The sequence below is a fragment of the Pseudomonas sp. AK181 genome (genome assembly GCF_051122975.1).
Classification (GTDB): domain Bacteria; phylum Pseudomonadota; class Gammaproteobacteria; order Pseudomonadales; family Pseudomonadaceae; genus Aquipseudomonas; species Aquipseudomonas lactis.
On sequence record NZ_CP146348.1, the window covers coordinates 2486122 to 2508444 of the forward strand.

The following is a 22323-nucleotide window of genomic DNA, read 5'->3' on the forward strand; positions in this document are numbered from 1 at the left end:
CCCTAACGTGCCTGTGCAGCAGTCGGCGCTCATTGCTTTTCGAAGCCACGCTTAATAGGGATATTAAAAATGGAACGGGAACTGATCGACGAAGTTGAAGAGCTGATCAAAAAGACTAACGACGCCGAGCGTCTGTTCACCCGATACGCCACCAAGTGCTACACATCAGCCTTGCAAAAGTATGCCAAGGACATCAGCGAGACCTCCTATACCTACCTGCTGGCCGAGCTGGCCGAGGGTTCGTTGAGTTCGGAAATTCTCGGCCGCCCAGGCGCCAATATCAGCCTGGTCAGGATCGAGATAGAGGAGATCATGCTTGAAGCCGATGTGATCAAGAAACTCAAGCGGGCCGAAACCCATTACCTGGAAACCCTGGAATCGGTTCGCAAGTTCGAAGACCTTAAACGCTTCGAAAAAATGCAGGACACGTCCGATATCGTCCGCTCGATAAAACTCGGCGTGTCACGTTTCAATATCCTGTTTGTCATCCTGCTGATCGGCGGGTTGACCTGGGCGGCGATCAATCTGCCTAAAGAGGCGTTGGCGTTGATTTCTGCGGCGATCGGCGGCGCCATCACCCACTTGCTGTCCGAGCGCCAGGCCGTCCTGGCGCTGAAAAAAGAGGGCGATAACAGCTGCCCCAGGGCCAACAATAACAATCAGGAATGACGCGGGTTTACAGCGGCGTCAACACATTCATCACCGTGTCCAGCGCCACCCGCGTGTCATCCAGTTGCACCAGCGACGCATGCCGCGCGCCCAGGGCATCGCGGTTCTGGATCGCCGTGAGGATCGCCTTGTGCCGCGGCAGACTCAGGCCCTGGATGTCCGGGCGGCGGTTGGTGATGTTGATCGACTCGCGCAACGGCAGCGAGAGCATGTTGCACATATAGGCGAGCAGGTCGTTGCGGGTGGCGTCGGCAATTGCGCGGTGGAAGTCCAGGTCGGCCTGCAACAGCTCCTCGTGGGTCTTGGCGGTTTCCATGCCCTGGTAGGCGTGTTCGATGGTGGCGATGTCTTCATCGGTGGCGGTGGTCGCGGCCATGGCGGCGATTTCCGGTTCGAGGATGCGGCGCACCCCGGCCAGGGTGTTGAAGAACTCGCTGTGGGGCGTGGACTGCATCAACCAGGACAGCACGTCCGGGTCGAGCAGGTGCCATTTCAAGCGTGGCCGTACCACCGCGCCCACCCGTGGCTTGGAATACACCAGGCCTTTGGCGCTGAGCACTCGCGTGGCTTCGCGCAATACCGAGCGGCTGACCTGGTATTCCTCGCACAGCGTGGCTTCCATGGGCAACCGTTCTTCAGGCTTGAAGCGACCGGAAACGATGTGCATGCCCAAGTCCTGAACGATCTGGGCATGCTGGCTCTTGCGCGGCTTGGGCGGCTGGTGATCCATAACGACGGCGAGGCTCTGGCTTAGATTCGCCGCATCATAGCATCCCAATTAGTGGGAATGCCGTGGGACTTCTGCCCCGCGACAGCCCACCAGGAAGTCAAAGTCACAGCCTTGGTCGGCCTGCAGCACATGGTCGATGTACAGCTGGCGATAGCCGCCGACAATGAGGTTCTGCGCGGGCGGCAGGTCGGCCATGCGCGCGGCCAGCTCGGCGTCGGGAATGTCCAGGTGCAGGCGGCCATTGGCGCAATCGAGTTCGATCCAGTCACCTTCCTTCACAGTCGCCAACGGCCCGCCGGCAGCGGCTTCCGGTGCAACGTGCAACACCACGGTGCCGTAGGCGGTGCCGCTCATGCGCGCATCGGAAATGCGCACCATGTCCGTCACGCCCTGGGCCAGCAGCTTGGCGGGCAGGCCCATGTTGCCGACTTCGGCCATGCCGGGGTAACCCTTGGGGCCGCAGTTTTTCATGACCAGGATCGAGTTGGCATCCACGTCCAGCTCCGGGTCGTTGATGCGTGCCTTGTACATGTCGAAGTTCTCGAACACCACGGCGCGGCCACGGTGCTGCATCAGTTCGGGGCTTGCCGCCGAAGGCTTGAGCACCGCGCCCAGGGGCGCGAGGTTGCCACGCAGCACACAGATGCCGCCGTCGGCGCGGATCGGGTTGTCCAGGGTGCGGATCACTTCGTCCTGGCCGTAGATCGGTGAATCCTGGGTGTTCTCGCCCAGGGACTTGCCGTTGACGGTCAAGGCGTTAGGGTGCGGGATCAGGTTGGCTTCACCCAGGCGGCGCAGCACGGCGGGCAGGCCACCGGCATAGTAGAACTCTTCCATCAGAAAGCGCCCGGAGGGTTGCAGGTCGACGATGGTCGGCATGCCGCGGCCGATGCGGGTCCAGTCATCCAGGTCCAACTCGACGCCGATGCGCCCAGCGATGGCTTTTAAGTGGATGACCGCGTTGGTCGAGCCGCCGATGGCCGCGTTCACGCGGATAGCGTTTTCGAATGCCTCCTTGGTAAGGATCTTCGACAGCTTCAAGTCTTCACGCACCATCTCCACGGCGCGCATGCCCGACATGTGCGCCAGTACATAGCGGCGTGCATCCACGGCCGGAATCGCCGCGTTGTGGGGCAGGGAAGTGCCCAGTGCTTCGGCCATGCACGCCATGGTAGAAGCCGTGCCCATGGTGTTGCAGGTGCCCGCCGAACGCGACATGCCGCCCTCGGCCGCGAGGAAGTCATCCAGGGTGATGGTGCCGGCCTTGACCTGTTCGCTGAGCTGCCACACCACCGTTCCCGAGCCGATGTCCTGGCCCTTGTGCTTGCCGTTGAGCATCGGCCCGCCGGTGACCACGATGGCCGGCACGTCACAACTGGCCGCGCCCATCAGCAGCGCCGGGGTGGTCTTGTCGCAGCCGGTGAGCAGTACCACGCCATCAATCGGATTACCGCGAATCGCTTCTTCCACGTCCATGCTCGCCAGGTTGCGAGTGAGCATGGCGGTAGGGCGCAGGTTGGATTCGCCATTGGAAAACACCGGGAACTCCACCGGGAAGCCCCCGGCCTCGATCACGCCACGCTTGACGTGCTCAGCGATCTGGCGGAAGTGCGCATTGCACGGCGTCAGCTCCGACCAGGTGTTGCAGATGCCGATGATCGGCTTGCCATGGAACTGATGGTCGGCAATGCCTTGGTTCTTCATCCAGCTGCGGTACATGAAACCGTTCTTGTCGGCGGTACCAAACCACTGGGCAGAGCGTAGGCCGGGCTTTTTGTCAGGCATGATCGATTCTCTTATTGTATGACTATATGTTCTAACCGTAGCTAAACATAAGCGCAAAAACCAAGCTTTGGAAGTGTTGTTTTGCAAATAGTCATACTATATAGTCTTTCTCAACTGAGGTATGACCCTGGCGGATTTTCGCGAGAGGCGTCCCCTGAGCTTCTATAAAAACAACAATCGGAGATCGACCCCATGAGCCAGGAACTGCGGCTTATTCGGCGCATCACGCTGAAACTGATTCCCTTCCTGATCCTGCTGTACCTGATCGCCTACGTGGACCGTTCCGCCGTAGGGTTCGCCAAGCTGCACATGGGCGCTGACGTGGGCATCGGCGACGCCGCCTATGGCCTGGGTGCGGGGTTGTTCTTTATTGGCTATTTCCTGTTCGAGATTCCCAGCAACCTGATGCTCGACCGCTTCGGCGCGCGGCGCTGGTTTGCGCGCATCATGATCACCTGGGGCGCCATCACCATCGGCATGGCGTTCGTGCAGGGGCCGCACAGCTTCTATGTGATGCGCTTTTTGCTGGGCGCGGCGGAGGCGGGGTTCTTTCCCGGCGTGCTGTACTACATCACCCAATGGTTCCCGGTGCGCCATCGCGGCAAGATCCTCGGGCTGTTCATCCTCTCCCAACCGATTGCAATGATGATCACAGGTCCAGTGTCCGGCGGTTTGCTCGGCATGGACGGCATCCTCGGCCTGCATGGCTGGCAGTGGCTGTTTATCGTGATCGGCACCCCGGCGATCCTGCTGACCTGGCCGGTGCTGCGCTACCTGCCGGACGGCCCTCAAAAGGTCAACTGGATGAGCGAGGAAGAAAAAGCCTGGCTCACCGGCGAGCTGCACAAAGACCTGCAAGCCTACGGCCAGACGCGCCACGGCAACCCCTTGCATGCGCTCAAGGACAAGCGCGTGTTGCTGCTGGCGCTGTTCTACCTGCCGGTAACCCTGAGCATCTACGGCCTCGGCCTGTGGCTGCCCACCCTGATCAAGCAGTTTGGCGGCAGCGATCTCACCACCGGCTTCATCTCCGCCGTGCCCTATATCTTCGGCATCATCGGCCTGTTGATCATCCCGCGCAGTTCCGACCGCTTGAACGACCGTTATGGCCATCTCGCCGTGCTCTATGTGCTGGGCGCCATCGGCCTGTTCTGCAGCGCCTGGCTCACCGTGCCGGTGCTGCAAATGGCCGCGCTGTGCCTGGCGGCATTTGCAATGTTTTCCTGCACGGCCGTGTTCTGGACCCTGCCGGGGCGCTTCTTTGCCGGCGCCAGTGCGGCGGCCGGTATTGCCTTGATCAACTCGGTGGGCAACCTCGGCGGCTATATCGGCCCGTTCGTGATCGGTGCGCTCAAGGAGTACACCGGCAACCTGGCCTCAGGCTTGTATTTCTTATCCGGTGTGATGGTGTTCGGCTTGCTGCTGACCCTCGTGGTCTACCGCTTGTTGGAGCGCAAGCACGTGCTGCCCGTCGACCAATTCGCCGCCAGCGCCCGTGGCGCCACACGCACTTAAATCCAGGAGAAGCTGCATGCGTTTAGTTCAGTTCGAGTTGAGTAACGGTGAGCGCCGCGTCGGCGTGGTAGAAGGCAACCAGGTACGCGAAGTGCGCGGCGCCCACAGCGTGCGTGAACTCGCGCTGGCCGCCATCGATGCCGGCGGCAAGTTGCAGCAACAGGTAGAAGCCCTCGGCCTGGGCGGCAGCCATGACTACGCCGCCTTGTTGGCGGAACACAAAATCCTGCCGCCGCTGGACCACCCAGACCCGGCCCATATGCTGATCAGCGGCACCGGCCTTACCCACCTGGGCAGTGCCTCGGCCCGCGACAAGATGCACCAGCAGGCCGGCGACGACAGCGCGATGACCGACACCATGCGCATCTTCAAATGGGGCGTGGAGGGCGGCAAACCAGGCGCTGGCCAGGCCGGTGTGCAACCGGAGTGGTTCTACAAAGGCGATGGCAGCATCGTCGTACGCCCAGGCCAGGCCTTCCCGGTGCCGCCGTTCGCCGAAGACGCCGGCGAAGAACCGGAAATCGGCGGCCTCTATGTGATCGGGCATGACCGTAAACCCTATCGCCTGGGTTTTGCGGTAGGCAACGAGTTCTCCGACCATGTGATGGAGCGCAAGAACTACCTGTACCTGGCTCATTCCAAGCTGCGCAGTTGCAGCTATGGCCCGGAGCTGCGCGTGGGCGAACTGCCCCAGCACTTGGCGGGCACCAGCCGCATCCTGCGCAACGGCGAAGTCATCTGGCAGAACGAATTCCTCAGCGGCGAGGCCAATATGTGCCACAGCCTGGAAAACCTCGAATACCACCACTTCAAATACAGCCAGTTCCTCAAGCCGGGCGACGTGCACATTCACTTCTTTGGCACCGCCACCTTGTCATTCGCCGACGGTATACGTACCCAGCCGGGCGATGTGTTCGAGATCAGCCAGGCTGAGTTCGGCGCGCCGCTGGTCAACGGCATCGGCACAGTCGACGCGGTATTCGAACCCGGCCAAGTCACCCCCCTTTAACCTTTAAGGAGACTCCCATGACCCAGTTTCTCGGCCACAACTACATCGGCGGCCAACGCAGCGCCAACGGCAGCGTCAAGCTGCAAAGCATCGACGCTACCACCGGCGAAGCCTTGCCCCAGGATTTCTACCAGGCCACCGCCCAGGAAGTGGACGCCGCCGCCCAGGCCGCGGCTCAGGCTTACCCGGCCTATCGCGCCTTGAGCGCCGCACGGCGTGCGCAGTTTCTGGATGCAGTGGCCGATGAGCTGGACGCCTTGGGCGATGATTTCGTCGAACTGGTCTGCCGCGAAACCGCCTTGCCGGCCGCACGCATCAAAGGCGAGCGTGGGCGCACCAGCGGCCAGATGCGCCTGTTCGCCACCGTGCTGCGCCGCGGTGACTTCTACGGCGCGCGTATCGACAAAGCCCTGCCTGAGCGCCAGCCGCTGCCGCGCCCAGACCTGCGCCAATACCGCATCGGCCTCGGCCCGGTGGCGGTGTTCGGCGCCAGCAACTTCCCCCTGGCATTTTCCACGGCTGGCGGCGACACCGCTGCCGCGCTGGCCGCCGGCTGCCCGGTGGTGTTCAAGGCCCATAGCGGCCACATGGCGACCGCCGAGCGCGTGGCCGATGCGATCATCCGCGCCGCCGAGGCCACCGAGATGCCGGCCGGCGTGTTCAATATGATCTTTGGCGGCGGCGTCGGTGAGGCGCTGGTCAAGCACCCGGCGATCCAGGCGGTGGGCTTTACCGGTTCGCTCAAAGGCGGCCGCGCCCTGTGCGACATGGCAGCGGCGCGCCCGCAACCGATCCCGGTGTTTGCCGAAATGTCGAGCATCAACCCGGTGATCGTGCTGCCCCAGGCGCTGCAAGCCCGCGCCGAAAGCATCGCCCGCGACCTGACCGCCTCGGTGGTACAAGGCTGCGGCCAGTTCTGCACCAACCCAGGCCTGGTGATCGGTATCGCCTCGCCTGAGTTCACCGCGTTCACCCAACAGGTCGCGCAATTGATCGGCGAGCAACCGCCACAAACCATGCTTAATGCCGGCACCCTGGGCAGCTACGGCAAGGGCCTGGAAAAACTCCTCTCTCACCCGGGCATCCAGCATCTGGCGGGCAGCGCGCAATCGGGCAACCAGGCGCAACCGCAACTGTTCAAGGCGGACGTACGTCTGTTGATTGACGGTGACGAAGTGCTGCAAGAGGAAGTGTTCGGCCCCACCACGGTGTTCGTCGAAGTGGCCGATCAGGCCCAACTCAGCGCCGCCCTGCAGGGGCTGCACGGGCAATTGACCGCCACGCTGATCGGCGAACCGACCGACCTGCACCAGTTCGCCGAACTCACGCCCCTGCTGGAACAGAAAGTCGGGCGCATCCTGCTCAACGGTTACCCCACTGGCGTGGAGGTGTGCGATTCCATGGTTCACGGCGGGCCGTATCCGGCGACTTCCGATGCGCGTGGCACCTCGGTCGGCACCTTGGCCATCGACCGTTTCCTGCGCCCGGTGTGCTTCCAGAACTACCCTGATAGCCTGCTGCCCGACGCGTTGAAAAACGCCAACCCCTTGCGCATTCAGCGGCTGGTAAATGGCACGCCGTCGCGCGAATCGCTGTAACTGATCAGGAGGTTTCATGTCGTTGAGCGCAGTCACCCCGCACCGTGCCCGGTTGGGCGAAGGGCCGTTCTGGGATGCACCGACCCAGGCCTTGTATTGGGTGGATATCGCCGCCCGCCAGGCACTGCGTCTGATGGGTGGGCAGTTGCAGGTGTGGCAGTTGCCCGAGCACGTCTCGGCGTTCATCCCCTGTGAACGCGGCGATGCGCTGGTGACCTTGAGCAGCGGCGTGTATCGCCTGGATCTGGCCTCCGAAGCCTTGACGCTGTTGTGCGTGGCCGACCCGAAAGCGGGCAACCGTGGCAATGAAGCACGCTGCGATGCCCAGGGCCGGCTGTGGTTGGGCACCATGCAGAACAACATTGGCGAGCAGGGTGAAGACCTGCCGATTACCCGGCGTTCCGGTGGCTTGTTTCGCATCGATGCTGATGCAACGGTCACGCGGTTGCTCAACGGCTTGGGCATTCCCAACACCTTGCTCTGGAACGAGGCGGGCAGCCAGGTGCATTTCGGCGACAGTATGGACGGCACGCTCTATCAGCATTCGATCCAGGCTGACGGCCAACTCGGCGCCGCCCAGGCCTGGTTCGGGCCGCACACACGCGGCGGGCCGGATGGCTCGGCCATGGACGCCGAGGGCTACATCTGGAACGCGCGCTGGGACGGCAGTTGCCTGCTGCGGCTAACGCCCTCGGGTGAGGTGGATCGCATCATCGAACTGCCGGTCAGCCGGCCCACCAGTTGCGTGTTCGGTGGGCCCGAGCTCACCACGCTGTATATCACCAGTGCCGCCAGCCCCTTGGGGCATCCGTTGGATGGTGCGGTACTGGCGATTGAAATGGATGTTCCCGGAAAACCCTGTCACCGCTTCGCCGGATAACCTGTAGGAGCGGGCTTGCCCGCGAAAAACGTCAACGATAACGCGTTCATGCTGAATGAACGCGTCACCCTCGGGGTTTTCGCGAGCAAGCTCGCTCCTACAAAGTTCTACCTAAAAACAACAACAAGGAGTCACCCGTATGAATCGTCGTCGTGGTTTGCGTTCCCTGTGCTGCGCCGCTGTGGCGGTCTCGGCCATGAGCTTGAGCGGCCTGTTGCTGGCCGCTGAAGAAGTGAAGATCGGCTTTTTGGTCAAGCAGGCCGAAGAACCCTGGTTCCAGACTGAATGGGCGTTTGCGGAAAAAGCCGCCCAGGACAAAGGCTTCAAACTCATCAAGATCGCGGTGCCTGACGGCGAGAAAACCCTCTCGGCCATTGACAGCCTGGCCGCCAACGGCGCCAAAGGCTTCGTGATCTGCCCGCCCGACGTGTCCCTGGGCCCGGCCATCGTCGCCAAGGCCAAGGCCAACGGCTTAAAAGTGATGGCCGTGGATGATCGATTTGTCGATGCCAAGGGCAACTTCATGGAAGACGTGCCGTACCTGGGCATGGCCGCGTTTGAAGTCGGCCAGAAGCAGGGCGCCGCGATGGCCGCCGAAGCGAAAAAACGCGGTTGGGACTGGAAGGACACCTATGCGGTGATTAACACTTTCAACGAACTCGACACCGGCAAGAAACGCACCGACGGCTCGATCAAATCCCTGGAAGAGGCTGGCATTCCTAAAGATCACATCCTCACCGCCCCACTGAAAACCCTCGACGTCCCAGGCAGCATGGACGCCACCAACTCGGCGCTGGTCAAACTGCCGGGCAGCGCGAAAAACCTGATCATTGGCGGTATGAACGACAACACCGTGCTCGGCGGCGTGCGCGCCACCGAAAGCGCCGGTTTCGCCGCAGCCAATGTGATCGGCATCGGCATCAATGGCACCGACGCCATCGGCGAATTGAAGAAAGCCAACAGCGGCTTCTTTGGTTCGATGCTGCCCAGCCCGCACATTGAAGGCTACAAAACCGCTGAGATGATGTACGAGTGGGTCACCCAGGGTACCGAGCCGCCGAAATACACGGCCATGGACGAAGTGACGCTGATCACCCGTGAAAACTTCCAGGCGGAACTGACCAAGATCGGGCTGTGGAAATGACCGCTGCGGCCCTGCGTTTTGACGGCATCGGCAAGACCTTTCCCGGGGTCAAGGCGTTGGATGGCATTTGCTTCACCGCCCACCCGGGGCAGGTGCATGCGCTGATGGGCGAGAACGGCGCCGGCAAATCGACCCTGCTGAAAATCCTCGGCGGCGCCTACATTCCATCCAGCGGCACCGTGCAGATCGGCGCGCAAACCATGGCTTTCAAATGCGCCGCCGACAGCATCGCCAGCGGCGTGGCGGTGATTCACCAAGAACTGCACTTGGTGCCGGAAATGAGCGTGGCCGAGAACCTGTTCCTCGGGCATTTGCCCACGCGCTTTGGCGTGGTCAACCGCGGCCTGCTGCGCAAGCAGGCCCTGGCCTGCCTCAAGGGCCTGGCCGATGAAATCGACCCCGACGAGAAGCTTGGGCGCCTGTCCCTGGGCCAGCGCCAACTGGTGGAAATCGCCAAGGCGCTGTCTCGCGGCGCCAACGTGATCGCCTTTGATGAACCCACCAGCAGTTTATCGGCGCGGGAAATCGACCGCTTGATGGCGATCATCGCGCGCCTGCGCGACGAGGGCAAAGTGGTGCTCTATGTGTCCCATCGCATGGAAGAGGTGTTCCGTATTTGCGATGCGGTGACGGTGTTCAAGGACGGCCGCTACGTGCGCACGTTCGAGGACATGAGCACGCTGACCCACGACCAGTTGGTGACCTGCATGGTCGGTCGCGATATTCAGGATATCTACGATTACCGAGCGCGTGAGCAGGGCGAAGTGGCGCTCAAGGTGGACGGCTTGCTCGGCCCGGGCCTGCGTGAACCCATCAGTTTCCAGGTGCGCAAGGGCGAGATCCTCGGCCTTTTCGGGCTGGTAGGCGCGGGGCGTACCGAGCTGTTTCGCTTGCTCAGCGGGTTAGAGCGCGCCAGTGCCGGCAACCTGGAACTGTGCGGGCAAGCGCTGCAACTGCGCTCACCCCGCGACGCCATCGCCGCCGGGGTATTGCTGTGTCCGGAGGACCGCAAGAAAGAGGGCATCATCCCGCTGGGCAGCGTCGCTGAAAACATCAACATCAGCGCCCGTGGCGCCCATTCCACCTTTGGCTGGCTGTTGCGCGAAGGCTGGGAGAAGGGCAACGCCGACCGGCAGATCCAGGCGATGCGGGTCAAAACGCCGAACGCGGCGCAGAAGATCATGTACCTGTCCGGCGGCAACCAACAGAAGGCCATCCTTGGCCGCTGGTTGTCGATGCCGATGAAGGTGCTGCTGCTCGACGAACCCACTCGCGGTATCGACATCGGCGCCAAGTCGGAGATCTACCAGATCATCCATAACCTGGCGGCCAGTGGCATTGCGGTGATTGTGGTGTCCAGCGACCTGATGGAGGTGATGGGCATCTCTGACCGCATCCTGGTGCTGTGCGAAGGCGCCCTGCGCGGCGAACAACTGCGCGAGCACGCGACTGAATCCAACCTGCTGCAGCTGGCCTTGCCACGCGGCCTGGCGAACTGAGAGACGACCATGACCATTCAAAACAACGCGCTGCCCTCGGCACGCAAACCCCTCGATATACGCGCATTGCTCGATAACTGGGCGATGCTCTTGGCGGCAGTGGGCATCTTCGTACTGTGCGCGCTGCTGATCGATAACTTCCTCTCGCCACTGAACATGCGCGGCCTGGGCCTGGCGATTTCGACTGTCGGTATTGCGGCGTGCACCATGTTGTTCTGCCTGGCCTCGGGGCACTTCGACCTGTCGGTAGGCTCGGTGATCGCCTGCGCCGGGGTGGTTGCGGCGATTGTGATGCGCGATACCGACAGCGTGATGCTGGGCATTGGCGCAGCGCTGCTGATGGGCCTGATGGTGGGGCTGATCAATGGCATCGTGATTGCCAAGCTGCGGGTCAACGCCTTGATCACCACGCTGGCGACCATGCAGATCGTACGCGGCCTGGCTTATATCTTTGCCGACGGCAAAGCGGTGGGTGTGTCCCAGGAGCAATTCTTTGTGTTCGGCAACGGCCAATTGTTTGGTGTGCCGGTGCCGATCCTGATCACCATCGTGTGCTTCCTGTTCTTCGGCTGGCTGCTCAACTACACCACCTATGGGCGCAACACCATGGCCATCGGCGGTAACCCGGAGGCGGCGCTGCTGGCGGGCGTGAACGTTGACCGCACCAAGATCCTGATCTTCGCCGTGCACGGCCTGATTGGCGCGCTGGCAGGCGTGATCCTGGCTTCACGCATGACCTCCGGCCAGCCGATGATCGGCCAGGGTTTCGAGCTGACGGTGATCTCGGCCTGCGTGCTGGGTGGGGTGTCGCTGAGCGGCGGCATCGGCATGATCCGCCATGTGATTGCCGGGGTGTTGATTCTGGCGATCATCGAGAATGCGATGAACCTGAAGAACATCGATACCTTCTACCAGTATGTGATCCGTGGTTCGATCCTGCTGTTGGCCGTGGTCATCGACCGCATGAAACAACGCTGAACCCAGGCGCGGTGAAAAACAAATGTGGGAGCTGGCTTGCCTGCGATAGCGGTGGTACAGGCTACACAAGTGTTGCCTGAACCACCGCTATCGCAGGCAAGCCAGCTCCCACAATTTAATCAGCGGTGAACTTGAAAATAGTGTGTTGGCTGTAAGTCTGCCCAGGATTCAAGCGGGTTGAGGCAAAGCTCGGCTGGTTAGGCGCATCCGGAAAATGCTGGGTCTCCAAGGTAAACCCACTCCAATGCTGATACGTCTTGCCGCCTTTACCCTTCACCGAACCGTCCAGGAAGTTGCTGGTATAAAACTGTACGCCAGGCTCTGTGGTGTAGAGCTGCAAACGCCGCCCTGATTCAGGGTCATGCACCTCGGCGGCCAACTGCTTGACGTCCCCTTTGGTATCCAGTGCCCAGTTGAAGTCGAAGCCACCCTGTTTGGGTTCGGCGAATTTGAGCTGCGGATGGTCGTCCTTGATGTGCTGGCCGATAGGTGTGGGCTTCAGGAAGTCCATCGGCGTGCCCTTGACCGGCGCCAGCTCACCGGTGGGAATCAAGGTGGCATTCACCGGTGTGTAGTGGCTGGCGTGCAAAGTGGCGACCTGCTTGAGAATATCGCCATTGCCCGCGCCGGCCAGGTTGAAGTAGCTGTGGTTGGTGAGGTTGAGCACCGTCGGCTTGTCGGTGGTGGCGGTGTAGTCGATGTGCAGTTCGTTGTTGTCGTTGAGGCGGTAGGTGACCTCGGTTTTCAAGTTGCCCGGAAAGCCCATTTCTCCATCTTTGGATAGGTAGGTGAGGGTGACGCCCACCGAGTCTTTGTCCTTGACCGATTTGGCTTGCCACACCTGCTTGTCGAAGCCCTGGGCGCCGCCATGCAATGAGTTGGGGCCGTCGTTGAGCGGTACCTGGTAGCGTTTGCCGTCGAGTTCGAAGGCGCCGCCGGCCAGGCGGTTGCCGAAGCGGCCAATGGTCGCGCCGAAAAACGCGGTACCGCCCTGATAGCCTTGCACGTCGTCGAAGCCCAGCACCACGTCGTCGAGCTTGCCGTGTTTGTCCGGCACTTTTAGCGACTGCAGCACGCCGCCGTAGGTGATCACCGTGGCTTGCATGCCATGGCTGTTGCGCAACACGTACTGTTCGACGGCGGTGCCGTCGTTGGTTTTACCGAAGGGTTTGTGTTCGCTGCTAAGGCCGGCAGCGTGCGCGCCGCCGCTGGCGATCAGCATGGACAGCGCAAGGCCGGACAGCAGGTATCGAGGGTGCTTCATGGTCGAACTTCCTTTTGTTGTTTTGCTGGAATAGTTCTACTAATTTGAGATATTTTGTCGATATGACAGCAGATTTATAGCCTTTAACGCCGTTCTTGCAAAATAAAATAAGACTAATTAAGCGGAGCACTGATTGTTATGACTACCCAGCAAGCGATTTATCCCGACCTCAAGGACAAAACCGTGCTGGTTTCCGGCGGGGCTTCGGGGATTGGCGAGTTCATGGTGCGGGCCTTTGCTGCGCAGGGTGCCAAGGTGGCGTTTGTGGACCGTGCACAGAGCCAGGGTGAACGCTTGGCGGCGCTGCTGAACTCCAAAGGGCAGCGTGTCGAGTTCGAGTGCTGCGATATCACCGACGAGATCGGTTACCGCGCCGCGATCGGGCGCTTCGAGCACTCCCTGGGGCCGATCACGGTACTGGTCAACAATGCAGCGAACGATGTGCGTCACAGCCTGGAAGAAATCGACTCGCACATGTTCGACCAGCTGATCGCGGTCAACCTCAAGCACGCCTTCTTTGCCGCCAAGGCGGTGGTGCCCATGATGAAAGAGGCCGGTGGCGGCTCGATCATCAACCTGGGCTCGGTGGGCTGGATGATGGCCTCTGCCGGCTACCCCGTGTACGCCGCCAGCAAGGCCGCCGCCCACGGCATGACCCGAGCCCTGGCGCGGGAACTGGGGCCCAGCCATATCCGCGTCAACACCTTGGTGCCCGGTTGGGTGATGACCGAAAAACAACTGGCCATGTGGGTCGACGACGCCGCCAAGGAACTTATCGCCCGCAGCCAGTGCCTGCCTGGCAGCGTGATGCCGGAACACATCGCCAACATGGCGCTGTTTTTGGCCTCGGATGCCTCGGCGATGTGCTCGGCGCAGAACTTTATCGTTGACGGCGGCTGGGTATAGCGACGCCAACAGTGCTCCCTGTAGGAGCGAGCTTGCTCGCGAAAAACGTCAACGATAACGCGTGTAGCCTGAGTAAACGTGGCGTCTATGAGTTTTTCGCGAGCAAGCTCGCTCCTACACATTAGAGCGAGTTCATTCGATGGGGTAACGCTTGAACGCCGGGTGCTGCTCCAGGCGTTCAGCATGGCGCTTGAGGTTGGGGAACGCATCGGCCTCCACCACCGAGGCCACGGTGAGCTGGCTGAACGACCAGGCGACCGCTGCGGTAATCGACGCCTGGGTCAGCGCCTGACTGTCTGCCAGTTGCTTGTCCAGCAGCTGATAAGCCGCCAGCAATTGCCCGGTAACGCGCTCAAGCCAAGGCGCATGCAATTTTTCAGCGGGGCGAAGGTTGTGTTCATAGACGATCTGCACGCTTTTCTCGCAGGCCGCCAGCGCGAGCCCAAGCAGTTGCAGGTCCCGGGCGCGTGCCGCCGGTTGTTGGGGCAGCAGCTTCTTGTCAGCCGGCGCCAGCGCTTCCAGGTAATCGAGGATCAGGCTCGAATCCATCAGCACCGTGCCATCGTCCAGCACCAGGGTAGGGGCCTTGACTACCGGGTTGATCTGGGCAAATTCAGCGTAAGTGCTGAACACCGACAGCGGTTCATGCACAAAGTCCACCCCGTATAACTCCAGGGAAACAGCCACGCGGCGTACGTAGGGCGAGTCCAGCATTCCGACCAGTTTCATGCAGCCTCCATTGCTTACAGGGTGTTGGGCTCAAGAGATTACGGGCACGGGCCGGGCGTGCGCAACGGCGTTGTGCAGCAGCCGATACGCTTGCACCAATTGATCGAGGCTGAACGCCAGGTTGCGCCCGCTGGGGTTGGGCAGCACCCAGACCGAGGCGTCGCCCAGTGGCTGCGCTTGCAAACCCCAGGCGACCTCGCGCTGGCCGCTCAGCGCGCTATAGCCGGGCTTACCGAGGAACGCGACGAAACGCGGGGCATGGCGGCGGATCTTGTGTTCGAACGCCGCCGCCGCGTCCTGGAACTCATGCCGCGCCACCTCGCCTGCACTGGCCGTGGGGCGCTCCACCAAGGTGGTCAATCCGCAACCATAGTGCAGCAAGGTGGCGCCGTCTTGCGGGCGGATTTCATGGGGCGTGAAACCGGCCAGATGCACGGTGCGCCAGAAGCGATTGCTGCGATTGGCAAAATGCAGGCCGAGGGCTGCCGAGCCCTTGCCAGGGTTGATGCCGCAGAACAGTACGTGCAAGTGGTCGGCGAGGAGGTCGTCGAGTCGGTCGTTCATGCCGCATCTCCCTGCAAATGGCTCGATAGCCACTCGATAAAACACCGCGCCAGGGGGTTGTTCTCGCTGTCGCGATGGGTCAGTAGCGCCCAGCTGGGGCCGCGAATGGTGGCGTCTACCAACGGCGTAAGCAAACCCTTGGCTTGCCCCTGGCGGCTGAGCAACTGGCTTACCAGGCCAATCCCCAACCCGGTGCACACCGCATCCAGCAATAAACCGGGGTCGGAAAAATTCAGGCCCTGGTCCTGTTGCCCCACATCAATCCCGGCTTCCACCGCCCAGTGGCTCCAGTCCATTTCCCGCTCACCGTGCAAGGTGGTGCGTTGCTCAAGAGGCACCTCCAGCACCTGCGGGTGACATGCCGGAAACAGCCGGTCGATATGCAGCACCTTGAAGCTGCATTCGGCCTGGGAGCTGATGTCGTCGCGCACCGCCAAATCGATGGTCTGGCTGGCCATGTCTGGCACTTCGTCGGTGCTGAAAATCCATAGATCGACCTGCGGGTGTTGGCGGCGAAAGTCGGCCAGGCGGGGCAACAGCCAATGCCGGGCGAAGGTCGGCGTGGTGTTGAGCACCAATTGATTGGGTTTGCGGTATTGCCCAAGGCGCCGGACGCCGACGGCCAGTTGTTGCAGTAAGGCCTGGGTGGTGCTGAGGAAATCCTGGCCGGCGTCGGTCAAGCTGACGCTGCGGCCGCTGCGAAAAAACAGCGGCTGTTCAAGGTACGCCTCCAGGCTGCGAATCTGCTGGCTGATTGCCGATTGGGTCAAGTGCAGCTCTTCGGCGGCCTTGTGAAAACTGCCCAGCCGAGCGGCGGCTTCAAAGCCGCGAAGGGTGCCGAGGGGCGGCCAGTGGTTGAGCATGCTGATAAGTTCCTCTAATCAGTTTTGCGCAAAATTCATCGTTTGTTTGCGCTATTTCTTCACCGTAGCATGCCTGTCATTAGCCCGTGGGTAGTTTTCACTGAACACAATGACTTAACTCAAAGGTACTTGTCATGCAGATGGATGAAGTTGAAAACCTGGGGTGGCGGATGCCCGCGGAATGGTGCCGGCATGCGGCGACCTGGATGGTCTGGCCTCATAATCAGGCGTTGTGGGAAACCACTTGGGGCGTGACGTTGGCGCAGGTGCAGCAGGACTTCGCGCGGGTAGCCAATGCCATTGCACGGTTTGAGCCGGTGAAGATGGTTGTCGACCCTTCGGCGGTTGCCAGTGCCATCGCCTTGTGCGGCCCGCAGATTGAACTGATCCCTCAGGCGGTCAACGACAGCTGGTGCCGCGACTCCGGCCCGTCCTTTATCTGTCACCCGCAACAGGGGCTGGCCGGTGTGAGCTGGCGCTTCAATGCCTGGGGCGCAAAGTCGGCCCATGAATGGGATGAAAGCCTGGCCCGTCGAGTTCTCAATCACCTCGGGCTTGTCTGCTTCGGCATGCCGTTGAGCAATGAGGGCGGCGCCCTCCATGTGGACGGCGAGGGCACCTTGATCACCACCGAATCGGTGCTGCTCAATTCCAACCGCAACCCTGGCGTGACCAAGGCCGACATCGAGGAGGTGTTCGCGCGCTGGCTGGGTATCAAGAAGACGATCTGGTTGCCCGGCGACCCGAACTACGTTACCGGCGACATGACGGATGGGCATGTCGACGGCATCTGCGCGTTCGCCCGCCCCGGCGTGTTGCTGGTGGACGCGACCCACGACCACAGCTCGGTCTATGCCCAAGTTGCGCGGGAAAATCGTCGCGTCCTGGAATTGGCCACCGACGCTCAGGGCCGTCGTTTTGAGCTGATCGAGTTGTATGAGGCTACCGAGGCCGTGAACACTGACGCCGGGGTGTTCTGCGCCTCTTACACCAACTTCTATATCGCCAATGGCGCAATCATCATGCCGGCCTATGGAATCGCCGCGGATCAGGTCGCGGCCAATGTCCTGGGCCAGGCTTTTCCGGACCGCGAGATCGTACCGGTGCGCATCAACCACCTGGCCCATGGCGGCGGCGGTGTGCATTGCATCACCCAACAACAGCCTGCCTGGCCATTGAAGGGGTAATGCCATGCGTCTATTGACGATTGCCACTACCCAGATGCCTTGCACCTGGGATTTACCGAGTAACCTCGAGCGCGCCGAGCAACTGGTGCGCGACGCAGCCGCCAAGGGCGCCCAGGTAATCCTGTTGCAGGAGCTATTCGCTACGCCGTATTTCTGCATCGAACAACGGCATCAGCACCTGGCCTTGGCCGAGGAGTATCAGCACAGCCAAGTGCTCAAACGCTTTGCTGCATTGGCCAAGGAGTTAGGCGTCGTGCTGCCACTGAGCTGGTTCGAAAAAGCCGGCAATGCGTTCTTTAACTCCCTGAGTGTGGCGGACGCTGACGGGCGATTGCTTGGGGTGTACCGCAAGAGCCATATTCCCAACGCCATCGGCTACCAGGAGAAGGAATATTTTAGCCCCGGTGACACCGGTTTTCGCGTGTGGGACAGCGCCTTCGGGCGCCTGGGCATCGGTATCTGCTGGGACCAGTGGTTTCCGGAAACCGCGCGCTGCCTGGCATTACAGGGCGCCGAGGTACTGCTGTTTCCCACCGCCATCGGTTCGGAACCCGGCTGTGCCAGCCTCGATTCCCGCGACCATTGGCAGATGACCATGCGCGGGCACGCGGCGGCCAACCTGCTGCCGGTGGTGGCGGCCAACCGCGTCGGGCGCGAAGTGGCGAACAGTAATGCGAGCCTGCAAATGGATTTTTATGGTTCATCGTTTATCTGCGATCACAAAGGCAAGCTGTTGGCCGAAGCCGACCGCGACAGCACGGGCGTACTCGTGCACAGCCTGGACCTGGCCACCATGGGCGAAGAGCGCCTGACCTGGGGCATATACCGTGACCGTCGCCCGGACTTGTACGGTGCGCTGCTGACCCTGGATGGGCGCCTATCATGAAACGCCTGTTGAGCTGTGCCCTTATCCTCACCAGCGCCTGTGCCGTGGCTGATGACAAGACCTTGAAGCTGTATAACTGGGCCGATTATTTTGCCCCTGACACCTTGTCCAGGTTCACCGCCGAAACCGGTATCCAGGTGATCTACGATGTGATGGACAGCAGTGAAACCCTGGAAGCCAAGCTGATGGCCGGAGGCAGTGGCTATGACTTGATCTTCCCAGGCGACACAGTGGCCGAGCGCCTGATGCGTGCCGGCAGCCTGCAGGCCCTGGACCCTGCCAGGCTCACGGCCCTGGGGGACATTGAACCGGGCCTGCAGGCGTTGCGTGCGCACTACGTCAATTCGAACAAGGCCACGGTGCCCTATACCTGGGGCACCATCGGCCTGACCTACAACACCGAGCAGATCCGCCAGCGCCTGCCGAATGCGCCGGTCAACAGCCTCGATCTACTGTTCAAGCCCGAGTTTGCCGCCCAATTCGCCGATTGCGGCATCTCCCTGATTGACTCGCCGGATGAAGTGCTCGCGGTGACGCTTAACTACCTGGGCCGCGACCCGCGCAGTGCCAAGCCCGAAGATCTGGCTGCGGCCAGTGCACTGTTACTCAAGCTGCGCCCCTTTATTCGCAAGTTCCAGTCGCAACCGGTGACCGATCTGGTCAACGGCAACCTGTGCCTGTCCCTGGGCTACAGCGGCGACATGACCCAGGCCCAGCGTGCCGCCGATGCGGCTGGCAAGGCGGTGACCTTCGGCTATCACATCCCCCGCGAGGGCACGACAGTCTGGATGGACACCATGGCGATTCCCGTCGATGCCCGGCACCCGGAATACGCCTACGCTTTTATCAACTTTGTGATGCGCCCGCAGAACATGGCCGCTATCACCAACCTGACCGGCTATCCCACCGCCAATGCCAAGGCGCGACCGCAGGTGGAGGCCAGCCTGCGCGACAACCCGGATATTTACCCAGATGCCGCCACCTTTGAACGGTTGATCGCTGGCAAAGATATCCCCCAGGCCGATATGCGTGCACGTATGCGCGTATGGACTAAATTCAAGACCGCCCCTCTTCAGTAGAGACCCCCATGCCAACCCGTCGAACCTTCCTCAAACACACCAGCGTGGTCGCAGCGATGAGCCTGATTGCTCCTTACGTACGTGCCGCTGTCAGTGGCCGCTTCTATATGCCCGACGAGGGTGAAAAACACCGCCAGGCGTTTATCGCCTTTGGTGCCCAGGAGGCCATCTGGGAGGACTTTACCGCCGATGTTCAAGCAGCGCTGGGCCGTATCGCCCGGGCGATTGCCGAGTATGAGCCGGTGACTGTGTTTTGCCGTGGAGACGAGCGGGTGCTGGCGGAAAAACATTGCGGCACGCGCAACATCACCTTTGTCGAGACCGAGCTGGACGACATCTGGATACGCGACACCGGCGCCAATTTTGTGATTGATGGCACCGGAGCGCTGGGGGCGGTGGATTTCAACTTCAACGGGTGGGGCAACAAACAGCAGCACGCCGAGGATACGCAACTGGCTGCCCAGATTGCCGAACACACTGGGGCCCGCTACTGGCGCAGCGAACTGGTGGGCGAGGGCGGTGGCATTGAAGTGGATGGCCTGGGCACCGGCATCATGACGCAAAGCAGTTGGATCAATCGCAATCGCAACCCCGACTGGAGCCAGGCTGAGGTGGAGGCCGAACTCAAGGAGCGCCTGGGCTTGCGTAAAATCATTTGGCTGCCGGGTATCAAGGGCAAGGACATCACCGACGCCCACGTGGATTTCTACGCACGCTTTGTGTCTCCCGGCGTGGTGCTGGCCAATCTCGACACCGACCCGCAGTCCTATGACCACAAGGTCACCCTGGCACACCTGGAAATGCTCAAGAACGCCACCGACGCCGATGGTCGCGCGTTGCAGGTGCATACCGTATCGCCGCCGCTCAAGCCGCGTAAAAGCAAGTTCAGCCAAGGCAACCCGGATTTCGCCGCGGGCTATATCAATTACTTCGTGATCAACGATGCGGTAATCGCGCCTGAGTTCGGCGACCCACTGGCGGACCGCAAGGCGCTGGAGCTGCTGTCGCGGCTGTATCCGAGCCGCAAGGTGGTGCAGATCAATATTGACGCTATCGCAGCGGGTGGTGGTGGCATTCACTGTGTGACGAGTCATCAACCTTTGGTTTAGTCTGGAACGCTTAGTGGATCACAAGCGCCTCTGGAGCATTGATTATGACCGAGTACGTACCTGCCAAAGTCTGGACCTGGGACGCCGAAAGCGGCGGCACCTTCGCCAGCATCAACCGACCCATCGCCGGCGCCACCCACGAAAAGCCGCTGCCGGTGGGCAAGCACCCGCTGCAGTTATACTCCCTGGCCACGCCCAATGGGCAGAAGGTCACGATCCTGCTGGAAGAACTGCTGGCCCTGGGGCACAGCGGCGCCGAATACGACGCCTGGCTGATCAAGATCGGCGACGGCGACCAGTTCGGCAGTGGCTTTGTGGCGGTGAACCCGAACTCGAAGATTCCTGCACTGATGGACCACAGCGGCGCCACGCCGATTCGCGTGTTCGAATCAGGCGCGATTTTGCAGTACCTGGCCGAGAAGTTCGGTGCGTTCCTGCCCACGGAGCCCGCCGCACGGGCTGAATGCCTGTCGTGGTTGTTCTGGCAGATGGGCAGCGCGCCTTACTTGGGCGGCGGCTTCGGGCATTTCTATGCCTATGCGCCGAGCAAGATGGAATATCCGATCAACCGCTTTGCCATGGAAACCAAGCGCCAACTGGATGTGCTGGATAAACGCCTGGCGGTCAGCCAATACATCGCCGGGGATGACTACACCATTGCCGATATCGCCATATGGCCCTGGTACGGTGGGTTGGTCAAAGGCCGTTTGTATGGTGCGGCGGAGTTTTTGTCGGTGCATGAATACCAGCATGTGATGCGCTGGGCGGATGCGATTGATGCGCGGCCGGCGGTGCAGCGCGGGCGGCGGGTCAACCGGGTGTCGGGCGATGATCAGTTGCCCGAGCGGCATGATGCAAGTGACCTGGATTAATACGATAACCAGGTAGGAGCGAGCTTGCTCGCGAAAAACGTCAACGATAACGCGTGCTTCCTGAATGAGCGCGGCGTCTGGGCGTTCTTCGCGAGCAAGCTCGCTCCTACAAACCTGCGTTATTTGTAGCGCTGCTCAAACACCCCCACCTGCTCAGGCGTGATCAGCTCAAATGGCACCCACACCTGCGCGTCAACCTGCTCGCCCTTGATCATCCGCACCGCCGCTTGCACGGCCTGGGCAGCCTGGGCCTTGGGGTCCTGGAACACTGAGCCCGCCAGCAGCCCGCGCTTGATCGCCGCCAGGCCATCGGGTAAGCCGTCGATGCCGACAATCGCAATCTCGCCCTTGGCCTTGCCCGCTTGCTGCAAGGCCATGGCCGCGCCAATCGCCATTTCATCGTTGTTGGCAACAATGGCATTGAACGCGGTGCCGGCCAGCAACCAGTTGCTGGTCAGGTCCATCCCCTTGCTGCGCTGCCATTCGGCGCTTTGCTGCTCGACGATCTTGATCCCCGGAAAGTCCTTGAGCACCTGTTTGACCCCCTCGGTGCGGGCATGGGTGGCGTTCTGTGCAAGGTCGCCCATGATGATCGCCACGTTGCCCTTGCCGCCCAGTTTTTGGGCGAGGTAGCGCATCTGCAATTGCCCCGCTTCGATGTCGTTGGAGGCCACCGTGACCACGCCCTCAGGCAGCGTAGGCTCATCCGGGTGGCGGTTGACGTACACCAGCGGCGTCTTCGCCGCCACGGCGGCGCGGGTGATGTTGGCGGTGGCGGCGGTGTCGACCGGCAGCACGATCACCGCATCGACTTTCTGGTTGAGAAAGCCTTCGACCTGATTGAGCTGGCGCACCACATCGCCCTGGGCGTCTTCGAATTGGATCTGCACGTCCTGGTGTTTCGCTGCCGCCTCCAGGCCGGTGCGCACATAGGTCATGAAGTTATCGTCCACCCGGGCAATGCTCACGCCGATGCGATAGGCGGCGAAGGACCACTGGCTGAACATCAACAACAGCGCGGCCACTAGTAATGAATAACGGTGCATGAGGCTGTTCC

At 61.5% G+C, this 22323-nt stretch carries 21 protein-coding genes; 14 read left to right on the forward strand and 7 right to left on the reverse strand.

The annotated features are described in order from the left end of the window. Window positions 1-69 precede the first annotated feature (69 nt). On the forward strand, window positions 70-669 hold the full coding sequence (locus tag V8689_RS11935; RefSeq protein ID WP_047710605.1) for a hypothetical protein: 600 nt from the start codon (window positions 70-72) through the stop codon (window positions 667-669). Window positions 670-676: 7 nt separating this feature from the next. Here the strand turns inward: V8689_RS11935 and V8689_RS11940 are convergent, their stop codons facing one another. After that, window positions 677-1399 (reverse strand): FadR/GntR family transcriptional regulator, encoded by a 723-nt coding sequence (locus V8689_RS11940; protein ID WP_003190551.1) that lies wholly within the window; start codon window positions 1397-1399, stop codon window positions 677-679. A gap of 48 nt (window positions 1400-1447) precedes the next feature. Continuing rightward, window positions 1448-3184, reverse strand: a complete 1737-nt coding sequence (locus V8689_RS11945; protein WP_019817288.1) for an IlvD/Edd family dehydratase — start codon at window positions 3182-3184, stop codon at window positions 1448-1450. Between the two features lie 192 nt (window positions 3185-3376). Here V8689_RS11945 and V8689_RS11950 point away from each other — a divergent pair, with 192 nt between their 5' ends. From V8689_RS11950 to araH, 7 genes are all read left to right on the forward strand, one after another. Next, the gene (locus tag V8689_RS11950) at window positions 3377-4699 is read left to right on the forward strand and encodes an MFS transporter (protein WP_003190554.1); all 1323 of its coding nucleotides are present in this window, start codon (window positions 3377-3379) and stop codon (window positions 4697-4699) included. Between the two features lie 16 nt (window positions 4700-4715). Continuing rightward, window positions 4716-5708: an AraD1 family protein gene (araD1, locus tag V8689_RS11955; RefSeq protein ID WP_056784188.1), complete on the forward strand. Its 993-nt coding sequence runs from the start codon at window positions 4716-4718 to the stop codon at window positions 5706-5708. A gap of 17 nt (window positions 5709-5725) precedes the next feature. After that, on the forward strand, window positions 5726-7306 hold the full coding sequence (locus tag V8689_RS11960) for an aldehyde dehydrogenase (NADP(+)) (RefSeq protein WP_056784193.1): 1581 nt from the start codon (window positions 5726-5728) through the stop codon (window positions 7304-7306). Window positions 7307-7322: 16 nt separating this feature from the next. Next, the gene (locus V8689_RS11965; protein ID WP_056784196.1) at window positions 7323-8186 is read left to right on the forward strand and encodes an SMP-30/gluconolactonase/LRE family protein; all 864 of its coding nucleotides are present in this window, start codon (window positions 7323-7325) and stop codon (window positions 8184-8186) included. A gap of 139 nt (window positions 8187-8325) precedes the next feature. Beyond that, complete coding sequence (locus V8689_RS11970) at window positions 8326-9330, forward strand: substrate-binding domain-containing protein (protein ID WP_056784200.1); 1005 nt, start codon at window positions 8326-8328, stop codon at window positions 9328-9330. Continuing rightward, complete coding sequence (gene araG, locus V8689_RS11975; RefSeq protein WP_314694128.1) at window positions 9327-10829, forward strand: L-arabinose ABC transporter ATP-binding protein AraG; 1503 nt, start codon at window positions 9327-9329, stop codon at window positions 10827-10829. Before V8689_RS11970 ends, araG begins: the two co-directional genes overlap by 4 nt. 9 nt (window positions 10830-10838) lie before the next feature. Continuing rightward, window positions 10839-11807 carry an L-arabinose ABC transporter permease AraH gene (araH, locus tag V8689_RS11980; RefSeq protein ID WP_032892292.1) on the forward strand — a complete coding sequence of 323 codons (969 nt, stop codon included), beginning with the start codon at window positions 10839-10841 and terminating at the stop codon, window positions 11805-11807. Between the two features lie 115 nt (window positions 11808-11922). On the opposite strand, the gene V8689_RS11985 is transcribed toward araH, so the two are convergent. Then, a complete protein-coding gene (locus V8689_RS11985; protein WP_056784203.1) occupies window positions 11923-13071 on the reverse strand; it encodes an aldose epimerase family protein in 1149 nt (382 codons plus the stop codon). 138 nt (window positions 13072-13209) lie between these two features. On the opposite strand from V8689_RS11985, the gene V8689_RS11990 reads away from it, so the two are divergent. Then, window positions 13210-13977, forward strand: a complete 768-nt coding sequence (locus V8689_RS11990) for an SDR family NAD(P)-dependent oxidoreductase (protein ID WP_056784205.1) — start codon at window positions 13210-13212, stop codon at window positions 13975-13977. Between the two features lie 132 nt (window positions 13978-14109). Here the strand turns inward: V8689_RS11990 and V8689_RS11995 are convergent, their stop codons facing one another. From V8689_RS11995 to V8689_RS12005, 3 genes are read right to left on the reverse strand one after another with little or no spacing between them, the layout of a single operon-like run. Further along, window positions 14110-14706, reverse strand: coding sequence for a glutathione S-transferase family protein (locus V8689_RS11995; RefSeq protein ID WP_056784210.1), 597 nt, complete (start codon window positions 14704-14706; stop codon window positions 14110-14112). A 30-nt stretch (window positions 14707-14736) separates the two neighbouring features. Continuing rightward, entirely contained in the window at window positions 14737-15270 is a 534-nt protein-coding gene (gene mug / locus V8689_RS12000; protein WP_056784213.1) for a G/U mismatch-specific DNA glycosylase, read from the reverse strand. Further along, window positions 15267-16133 carry a LysR substrate-binding domain-containing protein gene (locus V8689_RS12005; protein ID WP_056784215.1) on the reverse strand — a complete coding sequence of 289 codons (867 nt, stop codon included), beginning with the start codon at window positions 16131-16133 and terminating at the stop codon, window positions 15267-15269. Before V8689_RS12005 ends, mug begins: the two co-directional genes overlap by 4 nt. A 134-nt stretch (window positions 16134-16267) precedes the next feature. Here V8689_RS12005 and V8689_RS12010 point away from each other — a divergent pair, with 134 nt between their 5' ends. The 5 genes from V8689_RS12010 to yghU are packed head-to-tail and all read left to right on the forward strand — an operon-like array spanning window position 16268 to window position 21266. Then, entirely contained in the window at window positions 16268-17320 is a 1053-nt protein-coding gene (locus V8689_RS12010) for an agmatine deiminase family protein (protein WP_060766394.1), read from the forward strand. Window positions 17321-17324: 4 nt separating this feature from the next. Continuing rightward, window positions 17325-18206, forward strand: a complete 882-nt coding sequence (aguB, locus tag V8689_RS12015) for an N-carbamoylputrescine amidase (protein ID WP_056784220.1) — start codon at window positions 17325-17327, stop codon at window positions 18204-18206. Further along, window positions 18203-19285 (forward strand): extracellular solute-binding protein, encoded by a 1083-nt coding sequence (locus tag V8689_RS12020; RefSeq protein WP_056784223.1) that lies wholly within the window; start codon window positions 18203-18205, stop codon window positions 19283-19285. Before aguB ends, V8689_RS12020 begins: the two co-directional genes overlap by 4 nt. An 8-nt stretch (window positions 19286-19293) precedes the next feature. Further along, on the forward strand, window positions 19294-20394 hold the full coding sequence (locus V8689_RS12025; protein WP_056784226.1) for an agmatine deiminase family protein: 1101 nt from the start codon (window positions 19294-19296) through the stop codon (window positions 20392-20394). Between the two features lie 44 nt (window positions 20395-20438). Next, window positions 20439-21266 (forward strand): glutathione-dependent disulfide-bond oxidoreductase, encoded by an 828-nt coding sequence (yghU, locus tag V8689_RS12030; protein WP_056784229.1) that lies wholly within the window; start codon window positions 20439-20441, stop codon window positions 21264-21266. A gap of 119 nt (window positions 21267-21385) precedes the next feature. On the opposite strand, the gene V8689_RS12035 is transcribed toward yghU, so the two are convergent. Continuing rightward, window positions 21386-22312 (reverse strand): sugar ABC transporter substrate-binding protein, encoded by a 927-nt coding sequence (locus V8689_RS12035; RefSeq protein ID WP_056784232.1) that lies wholly within the window; start codon window positions 22310-22312, stop codon window positions 21386-21388. Window positions 22313-22323: the final 11 nt, after the last annotated feature.